The following is a 21888-nucleotide window of genomic DNA, read 5'->3' on the forward strand; positions in this document are numbered from 1 at the left end:
CATGCTCCACCTTACTCAGGAGTTGAAGCCTCCGACAAAACCGGGGCGCTTCAGTTGGCCTCACGTCTAGGCTAACCCATCGAGAAGCTTCCGAAGGAAGTCGTCATCCCAGCCTGCGCGCTTGAGCTTGATCGAGAGCGAGCCCTTGCAGGGCGTTGATGATGGGTTGGGTAGCCTCTCCTGACGGCACTTGTGCCACGATGGTCCAGATCGGATCAGAAGGATCGCGCAATGAAGGAAGTATCAATCATCGGCGTCGACTTGGCCAAGCAGGTGTCTCAGCTCCACGGAGCGACCGCTGACGGCGAAGTCGTCTTTCGGAAGAAGCTGTCACGCAAGCAGTTCGTGGTTTTCATGGAGGCACATCCTCGTTGTCGCGTCGCGATGGAGGCGTGCGCCACGGCTCACCACTGGGCTCGCATGCTGACGGGTTTCGGCCATGAGGTGCGGTTGATCGCACCGATGTTCGTCAAGCCGTATGTGAAAACCCAGAAAAACGACATGGCGGACGCCGAGGTGATTGTGGAAGCAGCGACCCGTCCGACCATGCGCTTCGTCGAGATTAAGACGGTCGAGCAACAGGGGCTGAGCATGGTCATTCGGTCGAAGGATCTGCTGGTCGGCCAGCGCACGCAAACGATCAATGCTCTGCGCGGTCATCTCGCCGAGTTCGGCCTCATCGCAGGTAAAGGTCGAGAGAACGTCGAAAAGCTGCGATCGATGCTGGATCCTGAAGATGGCGCGGCTGATTTTCCGGCTCCCGTGCGCCAGATGGCGCAACTTTGTCTGGACCTGGTCGTCGACCTGTCTCGGCGCATCGAAGAGATAGACGCTCAGATATCGGCGGCCAGCCGGCGATCGCGTTTTTCCGCGCGCATGCAGAAGATGCCCGGTGTTGGTCCTGTGACCGCCATGGCCTTGGCTGCCTTCGCACCACCAATGGAGAACTTCCGACGGGGCCGCGACTTCTCGGCGTGGCTGGGGCTCGTGCCAAGGCAGCATTCGAGCGGTGGCAAGCAAAGGCTCGGGCGCACGAGCAAGTCCGGTCAGCGTGATATCCGGCGTTTGCTGATCATCGGCGCGATGGCGGTGATTTCAGAGTGCAAAGTCCGACCGCCCGCAGTGAACTCCTGGCTGGGACGCATTCTGGCTCGCAAGCCCGTTCTTTGCCTTCGATCCGGCGATCCGCAAGATCATCTACACGACCAACGCCATTGAAAATCTGAACCGCGTGATCCGGAAATCGTTCAAGACGCGTGGGTCCTTCCCAACGGATGAGGCCGCGACCAAGCTGATCTACCTCGCCATCCGTAACTTTGAGAGGGACGGGCGAAACGTTCGGGAATGGTTTGCGGCCCGAAATCAGTTCGCCATAATGTTTGGCGAGCGCTTCGACGCTTGAGTATCCCAAACCGCATGGACCAGCCCGGATACACAAAGTTCAGGACACTCCCGCTCCGCCCGGGACATCCCTCAGAACCGATCTTGCCATGAACAGCGCTGATCGCCGAGGGATTATGTGAGCATCCGGGATGGAACAGCTACCGTAAGAGAATACCCCTTCTTGGCGTTTCTCTTACCGGCGGCCCCAGTTGCTTGCTATGGGGTGTCCAAGTGGAAGGGCATGCCAAGCCCTAAACCGTCCAAGATCTACAATATCACCATCCGCGCCTCGATAGACAACGTCGCCAGCCCATCCATTCTTATCGAACCCAGAATGATGCACTTCGCAGGTTTGCAAATCGTTCCAAGTTCCAAAAAACTCGACAACTGTATTGCTTTCTTCGCCCCATGGCTTCTGAACCCTTCGGGTCTCAACTCCATGAAGATCATTTTCGATTCTTTTCTCGATCATTTGGTCTGCATCAGTAAGCCCCTCCTCACGAAGAATTTTCGGTGAAAACATCTGAGTTTCTTGAAGCAAAGAAACGTTGCCCTTCTGGAAGACAGACGGACGCCACCAGTACATTGCGTTCAGACATAGCCTGAACACTTTACTTTCATCCATGGTGTGTCGTCGATCAAAAATGGCAATATCAAAAACAGCAGCGTCCGAATAAGTTTCGACGTAGCGCATCTCATCTGCCGGAGTGGACAGAATAATATTCAATATGTCCGATGACACCTGAATGCCCATCATGGTCAGGCCGTTCGATGTCAAACGGTTAAGTTCAGACAGAGAGTATATACTCTCCGCCGCTGCTGCGTACGCCTCGTTGATTGCGGCGGCAGTAACTGTCCCACCTTTCAGCTCAATCGAAGGCGCGTGAAACCCAACCGTCGAAGTAGAATGCATGCCCCGATAGGGCAAAAGGCCTTCATTGAAGTACGGGAAGACACCTCCAAGAAGGGCAATAGCGCAAGCGCTTTCGCATCGTCCCCCCTCTGGGACAAAGGTCGTAAGTCCAAGATCTGAAATTTCGTTGGCTAATTCAACACCCGCAGCAAAGTCTCCACCACCGCTGTCCTTCAAGCAAATCGCCATTGCTTCGTCTGAGCCGTCAATCCAATCTGCCGCTTCAGGCACGAAGCCATCACGTTCGAGCCACATCTCCTTCATGAGCGCGGCCAATCTTTCAGCATCGCCTTGTGCAACGGTCCCGCTCATTTCAATCGAGCATGTGCCTTCGATCACGGCGTCGTAATCCAATGGGCCCATTGGGCCGATGGGGGTAAAGCTGGCAGCATGGCAGAGGGGCGCCTGCGGAAAAAAGGCTAAGCCAATCAAAATTCTGCTTAATTGGGGCATCACTGCTACTCGACTTCCGCGACTTGGGTCTAGCCTCTAGGCATTCTCACAGGTCAGATTGCCGCGTGCAATGAGATGAAAAAAGCCCGACCTTCTGATCGAGGGGTTTTGACCCAATTTCTTCAGCCAGAAGGCCGTAGAATGCTCCATAAACATTCGAGAAGTTAACCGCATAGTCGCAAAAGTATTCATCAATGATGTTATTATCGCATATACCTGAATAATAGCAATAGGACAGCTCATCGAAGAATACCTGCATCCTGAACAATGCCTTGTCAACTTCCCCACGATCGTCGCGGGCCGGATAAGTCGCGCGCACAAAATTAGTATACTCACGTGAGCTAAGGCTATTTTCTCGAGAATAGTCTACGAATTCCGGATAATTTTGCCAGTAAGTTAGCAAACGGCCTCGGGCTTGGATAACATCGGATGACGCGAATTTCTCGATAAATGACAGCGACATGTTCTTTTCAGACGTCGTACGTGCATGCGACCTATCAAGAAAAAACGCTACGACCCCGAAAGCGGCTATTAGAGTTGCCGCTAATTTTACTGAAATCTCAAGTTTCGGGTATTCGGGCACTACTCAATCTCAATCCTGCATTCTGGTTCACCGGGAAATACTTGAAAGACTTCAGCATCAGGGATGTCAAGGCGTGCCAAGCAGGCAAACACTTCAGACGAGAGCACTAAGAAGCCATCGAACTCCCCAGCGTCATCAGAGATCTCGATATCAGGCGCCTCGTTCCTAATCGTGTCCAGTAGTGAGGCGGGCTCAGATGGCCCATCGGGCTGGCACTTATCTACAATAACGTAGATCGGGTTAGTATCGAAACCCTCATACACATGCCTATACCTTAAAATGCATTCGAAATTATCTTTTGTGATGCGGAAGTAATTTTCCTGACTAAGCCCCGGCGCCGCCTGAGTTGTTAATAGAATCAATGAAACAATAGCATGGCGCATCCTGATTGTCATTTTGCAGATTTTTTGAGATCCATTTTTTCCGCCACGGAGACGTTTCGATAGCATTGGGAGGTATGTCTCAGGGGTGCTTTGAATTAGTTCGTCTTGTTGATGCTTCAGTGCTTCCAATATTTTTCCGTTAGCTAACTCTGCAGTGCGATACGGCAAGCAGTCTATGTTTTGCGGCCCAATGCATGTTGCGGCCTGAAGCGTAGCACGTCGCTTGACAGGAAGGTAGGTGTCACATCCCAGCAGGTAGTATGGCTTTCTCTTATACAGCTTTGGCTTGAGATTGTGCCAGTCCTTCATCGCCTGCAAGGGCGACTTGCTTCCCAAGGCTGATTGAGGGAGCTGCTGGTTGTAGAGCCAGACATAGCGGTAAAGCGTTGTCTCCAGTTCCTCGCCCGACCGGAAGTGGTGGCTTTGCAGCACCTCCTCGATGCGGCCGTTGAACCGCTCCACCATGCCGTTGGTCTGCGGTGATTTCGGCGGTGTCAGGCGGTGCTTGATGTCGAGGGCCTCACAGAGCGTGTCGCACTCATGCGCGCCCGTTGCGGCGCGCTTGCGCAGGCCGAACAGGCGGTCGGTGAACTCGTTGCCATTATCCGTGAGAATGGTGCGGATGCGGAGGGGACAGGCTCGTTCAAGATCCCGAAGGAAGCGGCGGGCGTTGGCCGCAGTCCTTGCTTCGAAGATGCGGATAAAGACCCAGCGGGTCGCCCGGTTGATCGCTACGAAGAGGTAGCGCCATGATGTTTCATCCGCCATCTGGGCCAAGTATTTCACATCGATGTGGATGTAGCCGGGCTCATAGGCCTTGAAGGCGCTGTGTTTCGGCCGAGGGACCTCAGCCTTCGGATCGCGCAGGTTGCCCACGCCATGCCGACGCAGGCAGCGGTCGAGACCCGAGCGTGACGCGTTCGGATTGAGAAACTCCCGCACCACCGCCAGCAAGTCATCGAACGAGACCAGCAGCGTCTTGCGCAAGGCCACCGCGACGGCTTCCTGCGCGGGCGTCAACGTCGTTTGTAGCCGATGCGGCGTGTGGCTGAGATCCTCGACGCTGTCGCGCTTGCGCCACTTGTAGACGGTCTGCTCCGTAATGTCGAAGCGTTCCGCTAGAACCGGCGCAGGCTCCGTGCTCGCCTGGATCAGGGCCCGTATCCTTGGCGTCGTCGTGGCTTGCTTGTGAAGATGGATCAGCATGATCGTGCTCCGCCCGGGACATCCCTCAGAACCGATCTTGCCATGAACAGCGCAGATCGCCGAGGGCTTATGTGATCATCCGGGATGGAACATCTAGTTAATAACTGGCATCATAAACGCGACGAAATCTGCCGTTATAGCTCCCTGGCTATCGACTGTGCGAAGCGGGTATCTCTGTTCAGTGATCGTATCAGATTGATTTCCTCCGAGGAGCGTTACGTGGGTTGATGTATAATCAACGACAAATCCAACATGGCCCGACCCGTGTTCCCAAGTTGGATGGCTAAAATCATAGCGACGAACGCCGATGCTGAATTTTCGCGGGCCGGAAAGTCGAATGAACTGATTCCTCTTGTTCCAAAAAAAAGAGCGCGCCCCCGGATGATTTGTGCCCACATGCCCGCTCATCTCCAGGCAGAAATTGACGAAGACAGCGCACCATTCTTCCTCGTCACCCTCTATGGGATCGAACCAGCCGGAACCTACGCGAAAGTACTCTAGAATACGTGGGTTACTACCTGGGCCCGGAACTTCAGACCGAAGCGCCGGAGCTAGTGCCGCCTCAGTATACGCGATGTCCATCCATTCCGCTGCTGCTCCAACGGCAGCGGAAGTTCCCTGGTCGCTGGTTCCGCCCTTGATAAGCGGGCTGTTTCTATCGAATCCGCTTGCCGGTAGATGCGGTCTCTCCTCACCGGGCCTCCAACCCTCCATTTTTTCGATGGAACTAATCACTGATCGGATCTCGGCGATCTTAAGATTGTCAAGAACGTCGGTTCGTTTCAGCCCAGTCTGCTCTAGGACGAATCGCACATAGGTGTCAGTATTGTTCTCAGAAGGCGGGGCATAGCGATTGATTGCGGCTTCCACTGTTAGTGGCCCGTAGCTACGCCCGCGCAAGAGCGCTTCGATGGCATCGCGCCCAATTTCCCTGCTTGGAAAAATTGCAAAGGATCCGTCATCTCCTATTCCACCATTATTGGCGGAAAAGTTGCCTTTACGGATGTTGCCGGGATTGCAATTGCGCCAAGATCGCGACCCTGCGATTCGCAGGAAATCCCGGCCCGCATCATCGGTGTAGAGGATTGCTTGCGGCCGAATCTTACGGGCCGCCACAAAGGTCGAGGGGCCTCCCGTCAGGGCTGGTCCGGAATCGTTCATCGATGCAACTGGAGGTTCCTTTGGTAGGTCTTCCAGAATGTCGCTACTCACGCCGGCTCGGTTCGGAGGCTGGATTCCAAGCTGTGTTGTCAAATTGCGCACTGAAGACAGCCCAGTCTTGCTACGGATGCTTGAAATCGCAACCTCAACTTCGGCGCGTGACGCCGCGAGTTGTGGGGTGAAGGCCTCGGTTTTTGCGATCATTAGCTGTGCCCTGAGCACTTTCATCTCCATGAGCGAAACCTGAAGATCCGCGATGCGGGCATTGTCACTAGCGGCCGTAGCGGCCGCAAGCTCGCTTTCTAGGGCTTCCACTAAAAGATGCATGTCATGGATGGATAGGGACATCTTGCATTCTGCTCCAAAGACTTCACGCTACACTTTGAACGACAGCACTGTGCTACTTCGCAAGCTCCGCTAGGCTGGCCTTTATACTGTCAGCAGCATTTTGTAATTCAGTCATTCTCGCCTGTAGCGACTGAAATTCAGTTGACGCGCGGGAAGTATTTTCCGATGCGATTACGGCGGCTTGCAAAGCTTCAATGTTACGGTCCATTAGGACAATCCAGTCAGCTACCAGTCTACGCCGGGTACTATCGTTATCGCTGCCAGCAGTAGCGCGCAGGAGGTTGTAAATATCTGGAGCGCCCAAGCGCATTGTCCTCATAAGCCTCATGACGGCGTCAGCGCTCTGAGCAAGCTCTGCGGCAACGACTCTGCGATCCCGAACTGCCACGGCATCTCTGGCGACAACTGAGATCACCTCCATAACCGAGGCCAGGCCTTGAAGCCGCGCGGTCGATGTGGCCGTTGCCGCAATGGCCAGAGCACTGGTTTCTAGTTCCGTGACTTGGGTCAGCAACACACCAGCACTCTCACCAGTGATTAGTGCAACCATTAGCTGGTTATAACGGGAGATCACATTAAAGCTCGTGCGGTACTCACTCGCGAGCGGCGGAGCAGCCAGATCTGAATAGAGATAGGGTCGCGATGGATCAAACTCCGCTAGTTCAGCGTTGTAGGCCAGTCTCGCCTGATCGCGCTCGGCTACCTCAACTAAGTCAAAAAGCGCTTCAGACGCTTGTCGCGAAGCCGAAAATGCCTCTGTATACTGGATGAATTGTGCTGCCCCTCGCGGGGGAGTGCAGGCCGACAATGCAAGAAATACAAGCACTGCGAAGCATTTCCGGCAGCAGCGCCGATAAGCGTTGTTTCCTGTTCGATTTATTTTTTCCCTATTCATGGGGGGGGGGGTAAAAACATGTATTTCGCCTATCTACGCGTTGGGAGTTTCTGTCGTACGGTCTCGGATGCCCCATTTTGTTATTTTGGGTCGCTATTGAAGCGCTATACTGCCCTGTATTTATGTGTGGCGGCAGTTCGTCGATTTCGATTTGGCGACCCGCGTCGCCAAGTGGGGTGGAATTTTCTCAATATCAATAGGCGGCGTTGAAATTGATGGGGTGGACTGCAATTTTCAATGAACCCAGGTCTCTGAAGGGCTTATGGGGTAACGTGGCGTTGGGTGAAGCTAAAAAGTCTGGAGCCGAGCGGGCATATTCAGAGCTGGTCGGCAATGGTTGGGTCGGGGACGGGACGAGGGATGGGTCTGTGGAGCGGCTATTCAGAATTGCCGAACGCCCCCGCTATTACAGGCTCTGAATAACTTCCTGCGCTAAAAGATATATTTATAGATCCTATTTCTACTTCCTCGACATCATCTCGGCCCGAGATGCGGCATTTAAAATTATAGTCTTCTCGAAGATCTTTTACACCAGCGGCCAAAAGTTTTGCAGTTAGGGAAAGGTGGTAGTTAAAAACTTCATTCATTGGCGTCCAATTCCCTTGGCCTAAATGCTTTATGATTCGTTCGGCGATTCTAGTGCTCGACATGTCCGACTCGTTGTAGTCGTTCTTGGCTATATATTTTAGTGATTCCTCTATTTCGATCAAGGAACTTTCGTCTAATGAAGTATGCTTCGCTTCTATAACTTCAGCATTCCATGTGTCCCATTTTATACTTACTGCTTCCGTTGATTCATTGGGGATATAAATATTTGAAAGCGGCGAACTGCTGTTCTCTTTTTTGCCATACACCGTTAGCTTTATCGGGTGCTTTTCCACGCCGTGCTCCATGCATGACATCTCTCTGTATGCAATGGCCGGCTTTCGGCTTAGGTTGACGAGTTGAGTTTCGAGGGCGTTATCGCTAAATGCGGCAGATAGAAGCTGAACGTTGCTTCTCTCCACATGTCTCAGTTCCTTGTAGATGCCGTAAAGAGCAGGAATTCCTAGGAAGGTAGCGATCAATCCACTCGCGGCAGGGACGTACCAAGAAAAAGCGTGGCGCCAACCCTGGTAACTCCCGCATTCTGCGCATCGCACTGCTCCAGGGGGAATGCTATTTCTGCACACTTCGCATATAGCCACCGCTGACCTCCTGCTCTATATTAATATCGGGTCATTCCAGACTTGCTCGTCTTTCGCTTAAATCAATTATTTGACCTTGATATCTTCGGCGTCTTCCGCCAGTCCATTGCTCAATGGACGAATGGCTACGTCGGACCAAGGTAGTTGCATAGCTGCAGTGAATTCATGCTTGAAGCGTTCCCACTCTTCATCAGAGACTGACCTCTCTTGGTCAGTAAAGGTTTGTCGCATGAAACTAACCCGCTTATTGAAGTCAGAAATCGTCGGTGGTTCTGCAATCTTGCCAAATAGGTAGGTTGCTTGGCTTAGCCCCAGGACAGCGAGTATGCCCACAGGGATGTTTGCGTCGCCGAGAGAATAGACCGACTTGATCGCGAATGCCGGAGCGACGAGTAGGGTGAACGTCAAAGCTTGGAACCGATATAAATCGAATCTACCATTGGTGCTTACTAGTTGAGACCATCTAGGGCGCGGCGATTGCTCATCACTTGGAAACGCTTTTACCGTGAATTTCAACCATGCCCAGTTCTCCCAGTCGAGGCGGTTCTTCAGTACATCGCTTACGCGCCCGCTGATGGCCCCCGTGGCTGAGATGCCTAACAAAAAGAGCACGTCCTCCGAAAGGTCGCTGAGTTCGCGCGTTCTGCCGAATACGTAGGCTACTGCGAGAAGGACTGTGATTGAGAATACTGCTATCTGAAAGTGGCTCAAACTCATTTTATCGCGATGGTCGACAAATAATCCGTTTAAGCCCCACATCCTCTCGTTGCGCCGATCTAATGAGTGTTTTTCTACTGCTTGCGCGCCAACTATTGCTACACTCACAGATATAATGAGTGCCGCTGTGGTGGCGAGTACCCCGAGTAGCCATGTCGAGACAGAGCTTTCTAGGGACGCGAAGGAGTGCAATTCTTCACTATTTCCTGCCCCGCTCTCACACGCTGTTACAAGGATTACTGTTCGTGCTGTGAGCCAAGGTGATTGGCTTGGTTCAATGGATAATTCTAACTGGATATTTGTGCCCCCTGTTTGAATGTCTGTCGACACCGCTGTAATGTTCAAAGGGGTGGGGCCGGATACGTCGTTGGCCAGACGGACCCACGCGCGATATCTTAGTGACCTGTCTGCCGCAGGTGTGTTCTTGATGTGTATATTCATTGGGTGACCAATCGGAAACACACCATCCGGCCATGTGATATTCGCAACGCCGCCCGTTGATGCTGTCAATCGGTTGAATTGGTCTGTGGTAATTATACTTTCGCACTGGGCCACGGCAGCGGTGACGTTGATAAAAAGTGAGGCAAATAGAGTGAGGGAGGCTCTGGGTATTATTAACCTTGCGGCCAGCTTGTACATAAATTATCTCACTAGTCTCGTGCCGAGGGAAGCGCGTCCTCTGACATTAACTTTGAAACTCGATACTCGGCAAGCATACCACATCTTATGCGTGCTGCCGATGGATTTTTATCGTATTGAATGTGTCGCGAGCGATCTTCTTGTTGTCGCAATCTGTCGTGTAATAGGTTCGATCCGTCTAATATGTTTGTTCTACGCTTGCCCGTCTTTCCGGAGCCTTCGACAGCGCGGGAACATTGCGTTAGGTGTATGGTCCCGAGGTTAAGTGGCACGGTTCTCGGTGGAACAGGTCGGGGTTAGTTTGCCATTCTCGCCATATGAATTGCGCCGGCGTTAGTCCCTTGAGCGTCTTCAAGCGCCGCGCCGTATTATTGGCGTCGATGAACAGGGCGAGGTGGCGTTCGAGCTGCGCGTGATCGTCGTAGTGATAGCGCTTCACCGTGGCGTCCTTGATCTTCCGGTTCATCCGCTCGACTTGCCTGTTGGTCCAGGGGTGGTTCGGCTGGGTCAGCCGGTGCTCGATCCCATTGGCCTCGCAGATCATGTCAAACTGCATGAGCCGTGAGGCGGCGGTGTTGCGGTTGCGAGGCTGATCGGCGAACTGAATGCCGTAATTGGTAAGGATCGTATGAATGCGGTAAGGCACCGCCTTCAGAAGCTCCGGAAACTCCGAAGCAGTTTTTCTGCTCGCCTCAGTGAGCCGAGCCACCACGAACTTGCTGGTTCGATCAATAGCCACAAAGAGATACAGCTTTCCTTCGGCGGTCCGAACTTCGGCGATGTCCATGTGGAAATAGCCGATCCGGTATTGTTTGAACTTCTGCCGTTTCGGCTCGTCACCCTCCATGTCGGGCAGCCGGCTGGTGCCATGCCGCTGCGCAGCGGTGCAGCGAAGAGCGCGTCAGCTGGGGAATGTTGGGCTGCAGGGCATAGAGGCAATCGTCGAGAGGCAGCAGAGAATACCGCCTGAATGCTACTATGACGGCCTCTTCCTCTGGGCTCAGCGCCGTCGAGCGGGGATCTGCCGGTCCCATCGGCAGGTCGGTCGTCGAGGCGCGCTTGCGCCATTTCTGCACCGTCGTCGGGCTGATCCCGTAGTGTCGGGCAAGCTGCCTTACGCTCTCTTCACTACTGCTCTAGGACCCAACCTTGGACCGCCGGGATCTGAAGTTTTCGGCCTTCATTCCGGTGACAGGCTGGTGGCGCCACCGGGATTATGGATGTCGATCGGGACGTTGTATCCGATCGCGCTGTGCGGCCGAACCTCGTTGTAGTCTCTGCGCCAATTCTCCAACTTTTCGCGGGCATCGGCAAGCGTCAGGAACCAATGCGCGTTCAGGCACTCCGCCCGAAGCCTGCTGTTGAACGCTTCGATGAAGCCGTTGTCCGTGGGTTTTCCGGGCCGTGAGAAGTCCAGCGTGACATGGTTGGCATAGGCCCACAGATCGAGGTCGCGCGAGATGAATTCGCTGCCGGTGTCGACGCGTATGGTCTTCGGATAGCCCGTCTGGCGACAGACCCGTTCCAGCGTCTGCACCACGTCTTCGCCGCGATAGCTGAACCTCGGATCGGTGGCCGGGCAATAGCGCGAATGGGTGTCGACGATGGTCAGAATACGCAGCTTGCGGCCGGTTGCGAGCTGGTCATGGACAAAATCCATCGCCCAGACCTCGTTCGGCCCGGACGCCTCCTGCCGGTCCTCGCGCAGCTTGGCCTTCACCCGGCGCTTGGGATGCTTGTTGCGCAGCTGAAGGCCCAACTCGTTGTAAATCCTCCGGGTCTTTTTCATGTTGATCACCCAGCCTTCTCGGCGCAGCAGGACATGGACATGCCGGTAGCCGTAGCGCACCCGCGTTTCGCAGATCTCCTTGATCCGCCTTTCGACGGCAGCCTGGTCCGTCCGCCGGGACTTGTAGTGGTAGGTGGAGGTATCGAAGCAGATGGCCCCACAGGCCTTCCTGATCGATACGCCCCAATCGACGCACATCCCGGTGACGAGCTCGCGCAAACGGCCAGGCGTCAGAGCTTTCGGCGGATGACGTCCTGCAACATTTCCCGGTCCAAGGTCAGGTCCGCGACGATCTTCTTCAGCCGGTTGTTCTCGTCTTCGAGCTGCTTCAGGCGTCGCATCTCGTCCGGGAGCAGGCCGGCATACTTCTTCTTCCAGCTGAAGTAGGTCGCCGGACTGATCGCGGCCTTGCGGCAGATCTCGGCAACCGGCGTGCCTTCCTCGCCCTGCTTCAAGACGAACGCCTTCTGTGCGTCTGAAAACTTCGATGACTTCATGGCTTCGCTCCTCGTCCCAGCCGGGCCAAGCTTAGTCGAAAACTCCAGCTTCAGGCGGTCGCGTTTTCAGGGGGCAGAGCAGCTACTGAGCAGGAGCGGCCGTCGGATCTCTGCCAGCAGACACGTAGAGGTCTTTGACCCGGGTACTGTACGCTGCACGCAGCATGGAGGTCCGCTTCGGGCTGCTTCCGGTCCCTTGCTGCACATAGTACGAACGGCCGGTCCAAGTCGTAGGTGCAACTTCTTGCTGCCGAACTAGGTGTGTTCGATCGAATATGGGCAGATATGTGGAACTCAGTGCTGTCAGTCGAGTGCGAACACTCGTGGAAGGCGTTCGATGGCGGGTTTGAGGATGTTGATGGGTAACGTATCCCCATAGCGCTCCTCGGTTTCGTCCCGTCCCGCGTGCCCGACGATGTCCTTCTCGTACCCTGCCTTGAGTTCAGGATCCCGTTTGAGCTGGTTGACCACATAGTGGCGAAGAGAGTGGAAAACCTGTTCGGGCGAATTGTCGTTGTCATCGTTCCCGAGCTGTTGCGTCACGATCATTCTCCAGTTCCGGTCGAGCCGATCACCAAAGGTGCCTTTGGCATGCTTCGGCCGCATGTCAGGGAATAGCTCTGCAACTTTTGACTTTTTCTGGGCGTTCAGGTGCTCGATCAAGCCAAGCTCGATGAGGTGACTGTGAACCGGTACCTTGCGGATCGAGGCCTCGTTCTTGAGACGGCGGAGGTGCGTAAAGCGGATATCGAAGAACCAAAGGCCATTCTCGTCCTGACGGAGATCCTCGATCGCGAGGCCCGCGATCTCCGCACGGCGGGCGCCGGTATATGCGGCAATAAGGGGAATCCAGAACAGGCCGTCCTTGATGATTTTCTCGCCAAGGCGCAGGCGGCGGGTGGGTCCGTGGCAGCCCGTCCAGACAGGATGCTCAAAAACCTTGCGGATCTCGCTAAGACTAAATGGCTTTCGGTCGTCCCAGGCTCGACGGTGGGATCGAACACGCAGCTTGTCTAGCTTAATGCTTGAGCTGACCGGAATGCCGTCGCTTTCCGCTCTGTCGAGCAACTGTTTCAGCAGGCCAAGATTGCGGTTGATCGTTGCAGCGCTCAGACCTCTTTTCTCGGCGGGCAGGTCCGCTGCAGCCTCGATGATCTGCGGCACCGTGAGGTCACGATCCTTCGGGCTTTTTCCCCAGCTTTTGGGAAGCTTGTAATGGGAATCCCTGAAGCGCGCGCAATGCCTATGGTTCAGGTTTCGGATATCGCTGATCCCTGTGACCTGCTGCAGGATTCGGGCTGTGGTCACGATCTGCGTTTGAAACTTCTCGTCGACGCCGTCACGAATTTTGTCATCGACCAAACGAGCACAGACTGCGTAGATCCGACTATCGTATTCGAGGTCATCGGAAGGCACGTCTTCCTTGGTTTCCGTGGTCGTCAATGCAATGTCCGAGCGCTCAGTCGTGCAAGCCTCGTTACCTGCTGCGGGCTGGACCGGTAATGGGTGGGTACCGCGATCCATCGCAGGATCCGCGCTAGGAGGGGCATAGGCCGCGGTCATTGCCTCCCTCCTGATTTCAGCAGCGAGAGTGATCTCGGGGCTGATGTCGTCGGAAGCGTTCAAGGCTGCGCTTTCGAGGTAAGCCGCAGCGCGTCCCTTGAGAATGATCTGGCGAGCAGTGACCAGATCGAGGGCTGACAGGTTCCGTCGGCCAATGGCCTCGGAGGTCTTCCGACCGATCAGGCCCGCCCATGATCGAGAAAAATACGCGTCCCTCAGAACGTCCATATGGGCAGCGATGGAGCTGCATTCCTCCTCGCTCAGTCCCTCCCGCGCAAGCGACTGCCGGTCCTGTTCGCTGAGACGTGCTGACTGGCCACGTGTCGCCATCAGCCTATGCGCCTGTCCCGATACGAGATCGGCCCGCCGTTCCGCCTTGACCGCGTTCGGCGCGCCATCTGCGAGAGCTAGAAGCTCTTGCTTTGCAATCTTAGCCTGCGCGTCGCGCAAGCTATGCTCCAGCAAACGCCGGGCCTCTTCGGGGGAAAGGTTTTCGTGTTCCATGGCCCAAAATACAGCTTCGCTCTGCGCTGTCACAATAGCGGCGAGGCGCCTAGCGGCCGGTAATCCACAGGTTTGTAAGCTCAACTGCATCACGGCAGGCGCTCCACGCCCGACCAGCGAGCGGGGTAGTCGACGGCGCCACGTATAGACGGCGCCTCTTCGGAAGGCATGGTTCATTGCGGTCATGCCGCCCTCCATCGAGAGCAGGCCGTCCGAGATCCCCGTCATCCAGTGCTGCATCGTGGTGTGACAGCTCTGTGTGACATGCCCCAGTCACATTTCGGGGTATCAACAATATCAATGACTTGGAGAAAACCTGGCTGGGGTGGTAGGATTCGAACCTACGATACACGGTACCAAAAACCGATGCCTTACCACTTGGCTACACCCCAGCAGGTGTGGCGCTGTCTAACCTTGTCGTTCGGGGGGTTCAAGACCGGATTTCGTGGTTTTTTCATCTTCCGCGAGGGCAGCTTGGGTCGCGGCTGCAGGGCATGCGGGCCGGCTGTGGGGCAGGCCCGCCGCAGAGGCGGGATCAGATGCGGATCGGGTCGGTTTTGGCGAGGCGGTCGAAAGCCATCAAGGTCTCGACGAGCTTGGGCATCTGCGAGAGCGGCACCATGTTAGGGCCGTCCGACGGCGCGGCGTCGGGGGATTCGTGCGTCTCGATGAACACGGCGGCGATGCCGAGCGACACGGCCGCGCGCGCCATCACGGGGGCGAACTCGCGCTGGCCGCCAGAGGCACCACCCAGGCCGCCGGGCTGCTGCACCGAATGGGTCGCGTCCATCACCACCGGGTAGCCCGTCTTCATCATCGTCGGCAGCGAGCGCATGTCGGCCACAAGCGTGTTGTAGCCGAACGACGCACCGCGCTCGGTGAGCAGGATGCGACTGTTGCCGGTCGAGGCGACCTTTTCGGCGACGTTGGCCATGTCCCACGGAGCGAGGAACTGGCCCTTCTTGACGTTGATCACCGCGCCGGTTTCGCCTGCCGCCAGCAATAGATCGGTCTGACGGCACAGGAAGGCCGGGATCTGCAGGATGTCGGCCACCTCGGCCACGGGCGCGCAGTGATCGGCGCCGTGGATGTCGGTCAGCACCGGGCAGCCGATGGCGCGCTTGACGTCCTCAAGCACGCGGAGCCCGGCCTCCATCCCAAGGCCGCGCTTGCCCGAGAGCGAGGTGCGGTTGGCCTTGTCGTAGCTGCCCTTGAACACGAACTGCGCGCCGTGGGCGGCGCAGGCCTCGGCCATCCGGCCCGCGATCATCTGCGCGTGGTCGGAGGATTCGAGCTGGCAGGGCCCGGCGATCAGGGTGAGGGGGCGGTCGTTGCCGACCGTGAGGGGGCCGATTTGGACGTCGATCATGGGGTAGGGCCTTTCGCATGCTGTCGGCCCCGGTCTAACGCGCACGGCGGGCGGCGTCACGCGCCGCCCACGCCGAGGCTCAGCTCGAGACCTGTTCGCGCAGGATCGATACCGTGAGAGACAGCATCAGGTAGATGCCCGCGAAGATCAGGAAGGCCAGCGCCGTGTTCTCGAGCGCCTTGGGATAGGTCGCCTCATCTGGGGCCACCGGCTCCACCCCGAGCGACAGGTAGCGCACCTGACGGTTGGCCTCGATCTGCGCCGCCTCCATCTGCTGCAGCGCCTGCTGCACCAGCAGCGTCTGAAAGCCGTAGTCTTCCTCGGCCAGCCGCAACTCGGTGTTGCGCGCGGCCAGCGACGAACCCACCTCCGAGGCTTCGGTCATCTCGCGGCGCATCTCCAAGATCAGCGCCTCGATGCCCGAGATCTGGCTCCTGATCGAATTGACCTGCGCCTCGTTGGGACGGCGCACCGCGAGCCTCGTCTGCAATTCGAGCTGCAGCTGCTGGCGTTGGCTTTCGAGGGTCGAGATCTGGCTGGTGCGCGCCGCCGTTTCGCCCACCGGATCGATCTGTTGCACCTCCTGCTGGATGCGCAGCCAGTTGGCGAGCGCGTCGGTACGGCGCGCCTCGGCGGTCTCGTAGCTGTCGCGCGCGCCTTGCATCTGATCGTTGCGCAAACGGCTGGTGAGCTGGTCGACCTGATCCTCGGCATAACCCAAAAGCGCCTCGGAGAACCGCTGCGAGGTATCGGGATCGGGGGCGATCACCTCCATCTTCACGATCCCCTCAGTGGGGTCGTAGGAGATCTTCACGTGGTCCTGATAGACCTTGTAGGCCGCCTCGTTGGTGGTGGGTTGCGGCAGGCGCTGCAGCGGGTCGATCTCGGGGTCCGAGAACACCTCCTTGAAGCCTTCCTCCTCGTCGAGCCGGACCATGGCGGCGCGCGAGGTCAGATAGGACTGCACGGTGATGCTGTCCTGCTGCGTCGCCATCGAGGTGCCCTGGAACAGGCCGCCGAGGCCCGCGCCGCTTTGCGGCTCGGCCTGCTGGATCACGAACTCCGATCGGGTGGCGAACATCGGCGTTGCCACGGCAAAGAAGTAATACCCCGCCAGCACCGTGGGCAGCAGCACGAACAGCGAGAGCCGCAGGCACAGCAGCGCCATCCGACGACGGCGGCGGCGGGCGAGGTCGCGCTGGATGGTGCGAATTTCCGAGCCGCGCCGCTCGGCCGGGTCCATTTTCTCGGTGGAGGGCAACTGCCTGTCGCCCTCGAACACGGTCGAGGGCAGCTGCACGCGCGCATCGGTGGCGGCGATCTCTTCGTCTTGCGCGGGCACCACGAGTTCGATGATGTTCGATCGCTGGAACGGATCGACGCCCAGCACACGCAGCTGGCGCACCGCGTCGAAATCAGACGCCACGTCGAGCCCCTGCTTCTGGGCCACGCGGCGCGCCATGCGCAGCTGCCGACCGCTGAGTCCCTCGCGGCGAATGCGGTCGATCTCCTGCTCGGCATCGGGCGCGCTTTCCGCGACCGGCGGCGGGGCCACCTGCGGCCGGGCAGGGGCCGCCTCGTCGGGGGTGTCGTCGCGGGCCACGGCCTCTCCCTCCAACAGGCTGCCCTGATCGGTCGTGACATCAGGGCGCGGCAGGCGCTGCTGCGTCACCCGCATCGATACGGCGGAGCCCGGCGGTCGCGGCGCGCGCTGCGCGGCGTCCGCGACCGTCTTGGCCGCGGCGGGATCGGCGAGACGCGGCGCGAGCGGTGCTCCGGCGCGCAGCCGGTAGCGGGTCACCTTAGGCTTGGTAGTCATAAAGCTCGCGCGCCTCCTCGAGACTGTCGAACATATGCAGCCGTCCGTGTTGCAGCACCGCCGCGTGTCTCGCAAAACGCTCCAGCGTCTGGGGCTGGTGCGAGACGATGATGACAGTCGTGGTTTCCAGCCGCTCGCGCAGGATCTCGCCCGCCTTGCGGTTGAACTCGGCATCCGTGGTCTGCGGCATCCCCTCATCGATGAGGTAGATGTCGAAGTCGAGCGCCAGCATCAATGAGAAGGTGAAGCGCGCCCGCATGCCTTGGCTGTAGGTGCCGACGGGCCGGTCGAAATATTCCTCGATGCCGCAGAGCCAGCGGCAGAAGGCCTCGACGTAGTCGGGGTCGAGCCCATAGAGCCGGGCGATGTAGCGGGCGTTCTCGCGCGCCGTGTGGCGCGGCACCACGCCGCCCATGAAGCCCAGCGGAAACGAGATGCGGCAGCCTCTGGTGATCGTGCCCTCGTCGGGTTTTTCGAGCCCGGCCATCATGTTGATCAGCGTCGTCTTGCCGGTGCCATTGGGTGCGAGGATGCCGAGCGAGCGGCCCAGTTCGACGCGAAACGACGCCCGGTCGAGAATGACCTTGCGCTGCGTGCCGGTCCAGAAGGACTTGCTGACCTGATTGAATTCGAGCATCCGCTCCCCGCTTTGATCCCCGATATGCATGCCCAACCGCCGAGGTCCGATCAAGGTCACCCCGGTTTCGGTCTATTCCTGCTTTATGGCGAAAGGACGCCAAAATCCTTACCAAACTGGACGAATGTTTCCCAAATCGCGCCTAGATCCCGCGGCGGTCGCCCCTCGGGACACGGACCTTCTGAGAGGCTTGCGCGTTTGTTGCCCAAGTAACACCCGGAAGGACATCATCATGCGCAAGCTCGTCAAGTATTTCGCCCTCTACAAACTGGGTCGCAAGCTTCTGGGCGGCCGTCGCCGGGGCTGATCCCGGTTGCCGCACGACCACAACGACAGAGGTGGCCGGTGATGGAGCAGCTTCGTGCCGATCTGTCAGCCTGTCGCCTCTGTGCCGACCGTTTTGCCGCCACCGCGACACGGCATGCGCCACGGCCTGTCGTCTGGTTTCGCCCCGGCGCCCGGCTCTTGATCGCGAGTCAGGCCCCCGGGCTGCGGGTGCATGAGGCGGGCACCCCGTTCTGGGACCGATCCGGCACCCGCCTGCGCGATTGGCTGGGTCTCGACGAAGATACTTTCTACGACCGCTCGCGCGTTGCCATCGTGCCCATGGCCTTCTGTTTTCCGGGATATGACGCCAAAGGCTCCGACCTGCCGCCGCCACCCGTCTGCGCTCAGGTCTGGCGCGACCGCGTGTTGTCGGAGTTGACCGACATCCGTCTCACCGTGCTGATCGGCGGGGCCGCGATGAACTGGCACTTGGGCAAGGGCGCGGGCGTGACCGAGCGGGTGCGGCATTGGCGCGACCACGGGCCTGACGTGTTTCCCTTGCCTCACCCCTCATGGCGCAATACCGCATGGCTCAAGCGCAACCCGTGGTTCGGCGAGGAGGTGCTCCCCGCCCTGAAGACCCGCGTGCGCGAGGTTATGGAGGACTAGCTCATGGAAACCGGTCTCGACGTGGCTTCGGCCGCCATGGATGCCGCCCCCGAGGATGACGCGGCACGGCTGCGCTACTACGGACGGCTCGCGGACGCCGAGCTCTACATGCTGCTGGCCGACGAGGCCGACGACGAAAGCGTGACCCCGGTGACCATCGAGGAGGCGGGCCAGAGCTACGCGGTGGCCTTCGACCGCGAGGAGCGCCTGTCCGAATACGCCGGCACCGCCGCGTTTCACGCCGCCGTGCCGGGCCGGGCGCTGGCACAGATCTTGGGCGCGCAGGGCATCGGTCTCGCACTCAACCCGCGCATCGCATCTTCGGCTCGGCTGCTGCCGCCCGAGGCGCTGACCTGGCTGGCCGAGACGCTCACTCATGCGCCACAGGAGGCCGCCGACCGGCCCGTGGCGGTGAACCCGCCCAAGGATTTTCCGGAAAACCTGCTTGCCGCGCTCGATGAAAAGCTTGCTTCGGCGCGCGGTCTGGCGCGCGAGGCCTGGCTTGTCCGGGTCGAATATGCCGACGGGCGCGAAGCCCCGCTCCTGGCCTTTCTCGATCCCGCCCCCGTGGCCGAGCGCGGTCTCGCGGTGGCCGTTGGCGAGGCGCTGACCTTTTCGGGGCTGGAGGAGGGCGCGCTCGACGTTACGTTTCTTGACAGCGCATCGGAGACCGCGCGCCGCATCGCCCGCGTGGGCCTGCGGCTCAAGCTGCCGCAGCCGCATGTGGCCCCCGGCCCCAAGGCCCCCGGCATGGACCCCGAAAAGCCGCCGCGCCTGCACTGACGGCCAGTTTACTCCTAGAATACTCAAATCGATCGGTCGCCACACGCGCCCGGTCTCAATACCCGCGCGCCCGATCCACGAGGTACAAGAGCGGCTCACCCGCTTCCGCGCGCCGGATGTTCTCGGCGATCACCCGCGCCGCAGTGCCGGGCCTCGTGGCAGAGGCGACGTGCGGCGTGACGGTGACGCGCGGATGGCGCCAGTAGGGATGGTCCAAAGGCAACGGCTCGGTCCGGAACACGTCGAGCGTCGCATGGCCGATCCAGCCCGCATCGAGCGCGGCGAGGAGGGCGTCGTCGTCGATCAACCGCCCGCGACCGGGGTTGATGAGCGCCGCGCCGCGGGCGGGCAGGGCGAGGCGATCGGCATCGAGCAGGTTCTCGGTTTCGGCTGTCAGCGGCAGCAGGGCCACCACGATCTGCGCATCGCTCAGCGCTCCGACAAGACCATCCTCACCCGACAGGCAAAGGATCCCGTCGATCTTCTTGGCCGTCCGGCTCCAGCCCGTGACCGGAAATCCCAGGCCCGCCAGCGTCTGCGCGCAGGCCCGCCCCAGCGCGCCAAGGCCCAGCAGGGTGACGGGCCGGTCGGCGGCAAGCGGCGGCGGTGCGGGGTGCCAGTCGCGGGCGGGGTTCACCACATGCGCGTCCATCCCGAGATGATGGCGCAGCACGTGGCCGGTCACGTATTCGACCATGCCGCGCTCCAGCCCGGCATCGACCATGCGCGTCAGCGGCTGGGTCAGGGTCGGGTTGCCGACGATCCGTTCGACCCCGGCCCAGAGGCTGAGTACGGCGCGGGTGCGCGTGTAGGGCGCGAAATCATGCAGGCGGTCGTTGGGCGCATAGACGATGTAGTCGACGGTCTCGGGCGCCGCCTCGCGCACCACGTCGGCCCCGATTCCGGCCTCGACCAGGGCCGCCGGCAACACGTCGCGATAGTCGCCCCAATCGTCCTCGGGCGCGGAGAACAGGATCTTCATCTCACCTCGGCTTGTGGACATGCGCGCTCTGCACGAGGCCGAAGGCCAGAAGCAGCACGAGCATCGCCGAGCCGCCGTAGCTCACCAGCGGCAACGGCACGCCTACGACGGGGGCGAGGCCCATCACCATCGACATGTTCACGGCAAAGAACAAAAAGAAGGTCATGGTGATGCCGATGGTGACGAGCGCGGCAAAGCGGTCGCGGTTGTTCACCGCCGAGACCACGCAGAAGAAGATGATCAGCGAGTAGAGCACCAGCAGCGTCGAGGCGCCGACGAAGCCCAGCTCCTCGGCCAGGGTCGTAAAAATGAAGTCGGTGTGCTTCTCGGGCAGGAAGTTCAGCCGCGACTGCGTCCCCTGCATGAAACCGCGCCCGGTCCAGCCCCCCGATCCCAGCGCGATCTTGGCCTGCGTGATGTGATAGCCCGCGCCTAGCGGGTCGTTGGACGGATCAAGAAAGGTGTCGATACGCCGGTACTGGTAGTCCTTGAGAAGCTGCCAAGGTGTTCCCCGTGAAACGAAGACGGCATAGACGGTCCCGACGCCGGCGGCGATCACGGTCATGAAATAGGCCCAGTGGACGCCTGCGGCGAACATCACCGTGGCGCCGCCGATCAACAGCAGCAGCGCCGTGCCGAGGTCGGGCTGCGCCAGCGTCAGCAAGGTCGGGATCGAGATGAAGACCACCGGCAGCAGCACCCAGAAGATATGCGAGGTGCGCCTGAGCGGCAGCCAGTCGTAATAGGCGGCCAGAAACATCACGAGGCTGACTTTCATCAGCTCGGAAGGTTGCAGGCGGATCGGCCCGAGATCGATCCAGCGCTGCGCGCCCATGCCGACCGTGCCGAACATGTCCACCGCGACCAGAAGCGCCAGAGAGCCAGCATAGGCCAGAAGCGCCATGTTGCGCCAGAACCAGATCGGCACCATGGCGACGACGATCATCGCCACCATGCCGACGCCGAACCGCTTCATCTGCGGCTCCATCCACGGCGTGGGCGAGCCGCCCGCCACCGAGTAGAGCATCAAGAAACCAAAGCCCGACACGGCGGCGAGCAGGAGCACCACCGGCCAGTTCAGGTAAAGGAGCTTACGAAAGCCGCTGGGGACGAACTTCGCATTCGCTTCGAGGTAGCTCAT

Annotated in this window: 16 protein-coding genes, 1 tRNA gene and 3 pseudogenes; 4 read left to right on the forward strand and 16 right to left on the reverse strand. The window is 59.0% G+C overall.

Features of this window, described 5'->3' with window-relative positions:
• The first annotated feature begins 231 nt into the window (after nt 1–231).
• Together AADJ02_RS12750 and AADJ02_RS12755 are read left to right on the forward strand one after the other, a co-directional pair.
• On the forward strand, nt 232–1218 hold the full coding sequence (locus tag AADJ02_RS12750) for an IS110 family transposase (RefSeq protein ID WP_341213397.1): 987 nt from the start codon (nt 232–234) through the stop codon (nt 1216–1218).
• Nucleotides 1160–1402, forward strand: a pseudogene (locus AADJ02_RS12755) (transposase); the annotation flags it as partial. The gene AADJ02_RS12750 and the pseudogene AADJ02_RS12755, both read left to right, overlap by 59 nt.
• Before the next feature lie 174 nt (nt 1403–1576).
• Here AADJ02_RS12755 and AADJ02_RS12760 read toward each other — a convergent pair.
• The 14 genes and pseudogenes from AADJ02_RS12760 to AADJ02_RS12825 all read right to left on the reverse strand — a co-directional run bounded on the left by AADJ02_RS12760 (nt 1577) and on the right by AADJ02_RS12825 (nt 18046).
• Nucleotides 1577–2749 carry a hypothetical protein gene (locus AADJ02_RS12760; RefSeq protein ID WP_341213398.1) on the reverse strand — a complete coding sequence of 391 codons (1173 nt, stop codon included), beginning with the start codon at nt 2747–2749 and terminating at the stop codon, nt 1577–1579.
• Between the two features lie 46 nt (nt 2750–2795).
• The gene (locus tag AADJ02_RS12765; protein ID WP_341213399.1) at nt 2796–3332 is read right to left on the reverse strand and encodes a hypothetical protein; all 537 of its coding nucleotides are present in this window, start codon (nt 3330–3332) and stop codon (nt 2796–2798) included.
• 623 nt (nt 3333–3955) lie between these two features.
• Nucleotides 3956–4921: pseudogene (locus tag AADJ02_RS12770) on the reverse strand (IS481 family transposase); the annotation flags it as partial.
• Nucleotides 4922–5014: 93 nt separating this feature from the next.
• Complete coding sequence (locus AADJ02_RS12775) at nt 5015–6430, reverse strand: hypothetical protein (RefSeq protein WP_341213400.1); 1416 nt, start codon at nt 6428–6430, stop codon at nt 5015–5017.
• 52 nt (nt 6431–6482) lie between these two features.
• Nucleotides 6483–7325 carry a hypothetical protein gene (locus AADJ02_RS12780; RefSeq protein ID WP_341213401.1) on the reverse strand — a complete coding sequence of 281 codons (843 nt, stop codon included), beginning with the start codon at nt 7323–7325 and terminating at the stop codon, nt 6483–6485.
• Between the two features lie 377 nt (nt 7326–7702).
• The gene (locus AADJ02_RS12785) at nt 7703–8392 is read right to left on the reverse strand and encodes a hypothetical protein (protein ID WP_341213402.1); all 690 of its coding nucleotides are present in this window, start codon (nt 8390–8392) and stop codon (nt 7703–7705) included.
• Between the two features lie 186 nt (nt 8393–8578).
• A complete protein-coding gene (locus tag AADJ02_RS12790) occupies nt 8579–9868 on the reverse strand; it encodes a hypothetical protein (RefSeq protein ID WP_341213403.1) in 1290 nt (429 codons plus the stop codon).
• Between the two features lie 241 nt (nt 9869–10109).
• Nucleotides 10110–11001, reverse strand: a pseudogene (locus tag AADJ02_RS12795) (IS481 family transposase); the annotation flags it as partial.
• Between the two features lie 47 nt (nt 11002–11048).
• A protein-coding gene (locus AADJ02_RS12800; RefSeq protein WP_341213404.1) for an IS3 family transposase occupies nt 11049–12154 on the reverse strand; the annotation gives its coding sequence in 2 pieces (ribosomal slippage) (nt 11049–11893 and nt 11893–12154; 1107 coding nt in all).
• Between the two features lie 303 nt (nt 12155–12457).
• The gene (locus AADJ02_RS12805) at nt 12458–14461 is read right to left on the reverse strand and encodes a site-specific integrase (protein WP_341213405.1); all 2004 of its coding nucleotides are present in this window, start codon (nt 14459–14461) and stop codon (nt 12458–12460) included.
• Between the two features lie 77 nt (nt 14462–14538).
• Nucleotides 14539–14613: transfer RNA gene (locus AADJ02_RS12810), tRNA-Gln, on the reverse strand.
• A gap of 143 nt (nt 14614–14756) precedes the next feature.
• On the reverse strand, nt 14757–15590 hold the full coding sequence (gene kdsA / locus AADJ02_RS12815) for a 3-deoxy-8-phosphooctulonate synthase (protein ID WP_341213406.1): 834 nt from the start codon (nt 15588–15590) through the stop codon (nt 14757–14759).
• 79 nt (nt 15591–15669) lie between these two features.
• Nucleotides 15670–17409, reverse strand: a complete 1740-nt coding sequence (locus tag AADJ02_RS12820; protein ID WP_341213407.1) for a capsule biosynthesis protein — start codon at nt 17407–17409, stop codon at nt 15670–15672.
• A complete protein-coding gene (locus AADJ02_RS12825; protein ID WP_341213408.1) occupies nt 17393–18046 on the reverse strand; it encodes an ATP-binding cassette domain-containing protein in 654 nt (217 codons plus the stop codon). The genes AADJ02_RS12820 and AADJ02_RS12825 overlap by 17 nt, the downstream gene beginning before the upstream one ends.
• A 348-nt stretch (nt 18047–18394) precedes the next feature.
• On the opposite strand from AADJ02_RS12825, the gene AADJ02_RS12830 reads away from it, so the two are divergent.
• The gene (locus AADJ02_RS12830; RefSeq protein WP_341213409.1) at nt 18395–18982 is read left to right on the forward strand and encodes a uracil-DNA glycosylase family protein; all 588 of its coding nucleotides are present in this window, start codon (nt 18395–18397) and stop codon (nt 18980–18982) included.
• A 3-nt stretch (nt 18983–18985) separates the two neighbouring features.
• Nucleotides 18986–19765: an SseB family protein gene (locus AADJ02_RS12835; RefSeq protein ID WP_341213410.1), complete on the forward strand. Its 780-nt coding sequence runs from the start codon at nt 18986–18988 to the stop codon at nt 19763–19765.
• Between the two features lie 55 nt (nt 19766–19820).
• Here the strand turns inward: AADJ02_RS12835 and AADJ02_RS12840 are convergent, their stop codons facing one another.
• Both AADJ02_RS12840 and rodA read right to left on the reverse strand, forming a co-directional pair.
• The gene (locus AADJ02_RS12840) at nt 19821–20747 is read right to left on the reverse strand and encodes a glyoxylate/hydroxypyruvate reductase A (RefSeq protein ID WP_341213411.1); all 927 of its coding nucleotides are present in this window, start codon (nt 20745–20747) and stop codon (nt 19821–19823) included.
• Between the two features lies 1 nt (nt 20748).
• On the reverse strand, nt 20749–21888 hold the full coding sequence (gene rodA, locus AADJ02_RS12845; protein WP_341213412.1) for a rod shape-determining protein RodA: 1140 nt from the start codon (nt 21886–21888) through the stop codon (nt 20749–20751).

The organism is uncultured Limimaricola sp. (genome assembly GCF_964022235.1).
Taxonomy (GTDB): domain Bacteria; phylum Pseudomonadota; class Alphaproteobacteria; order Rhodobacterales; family Rhodobacteraceae; genus Limimaricola.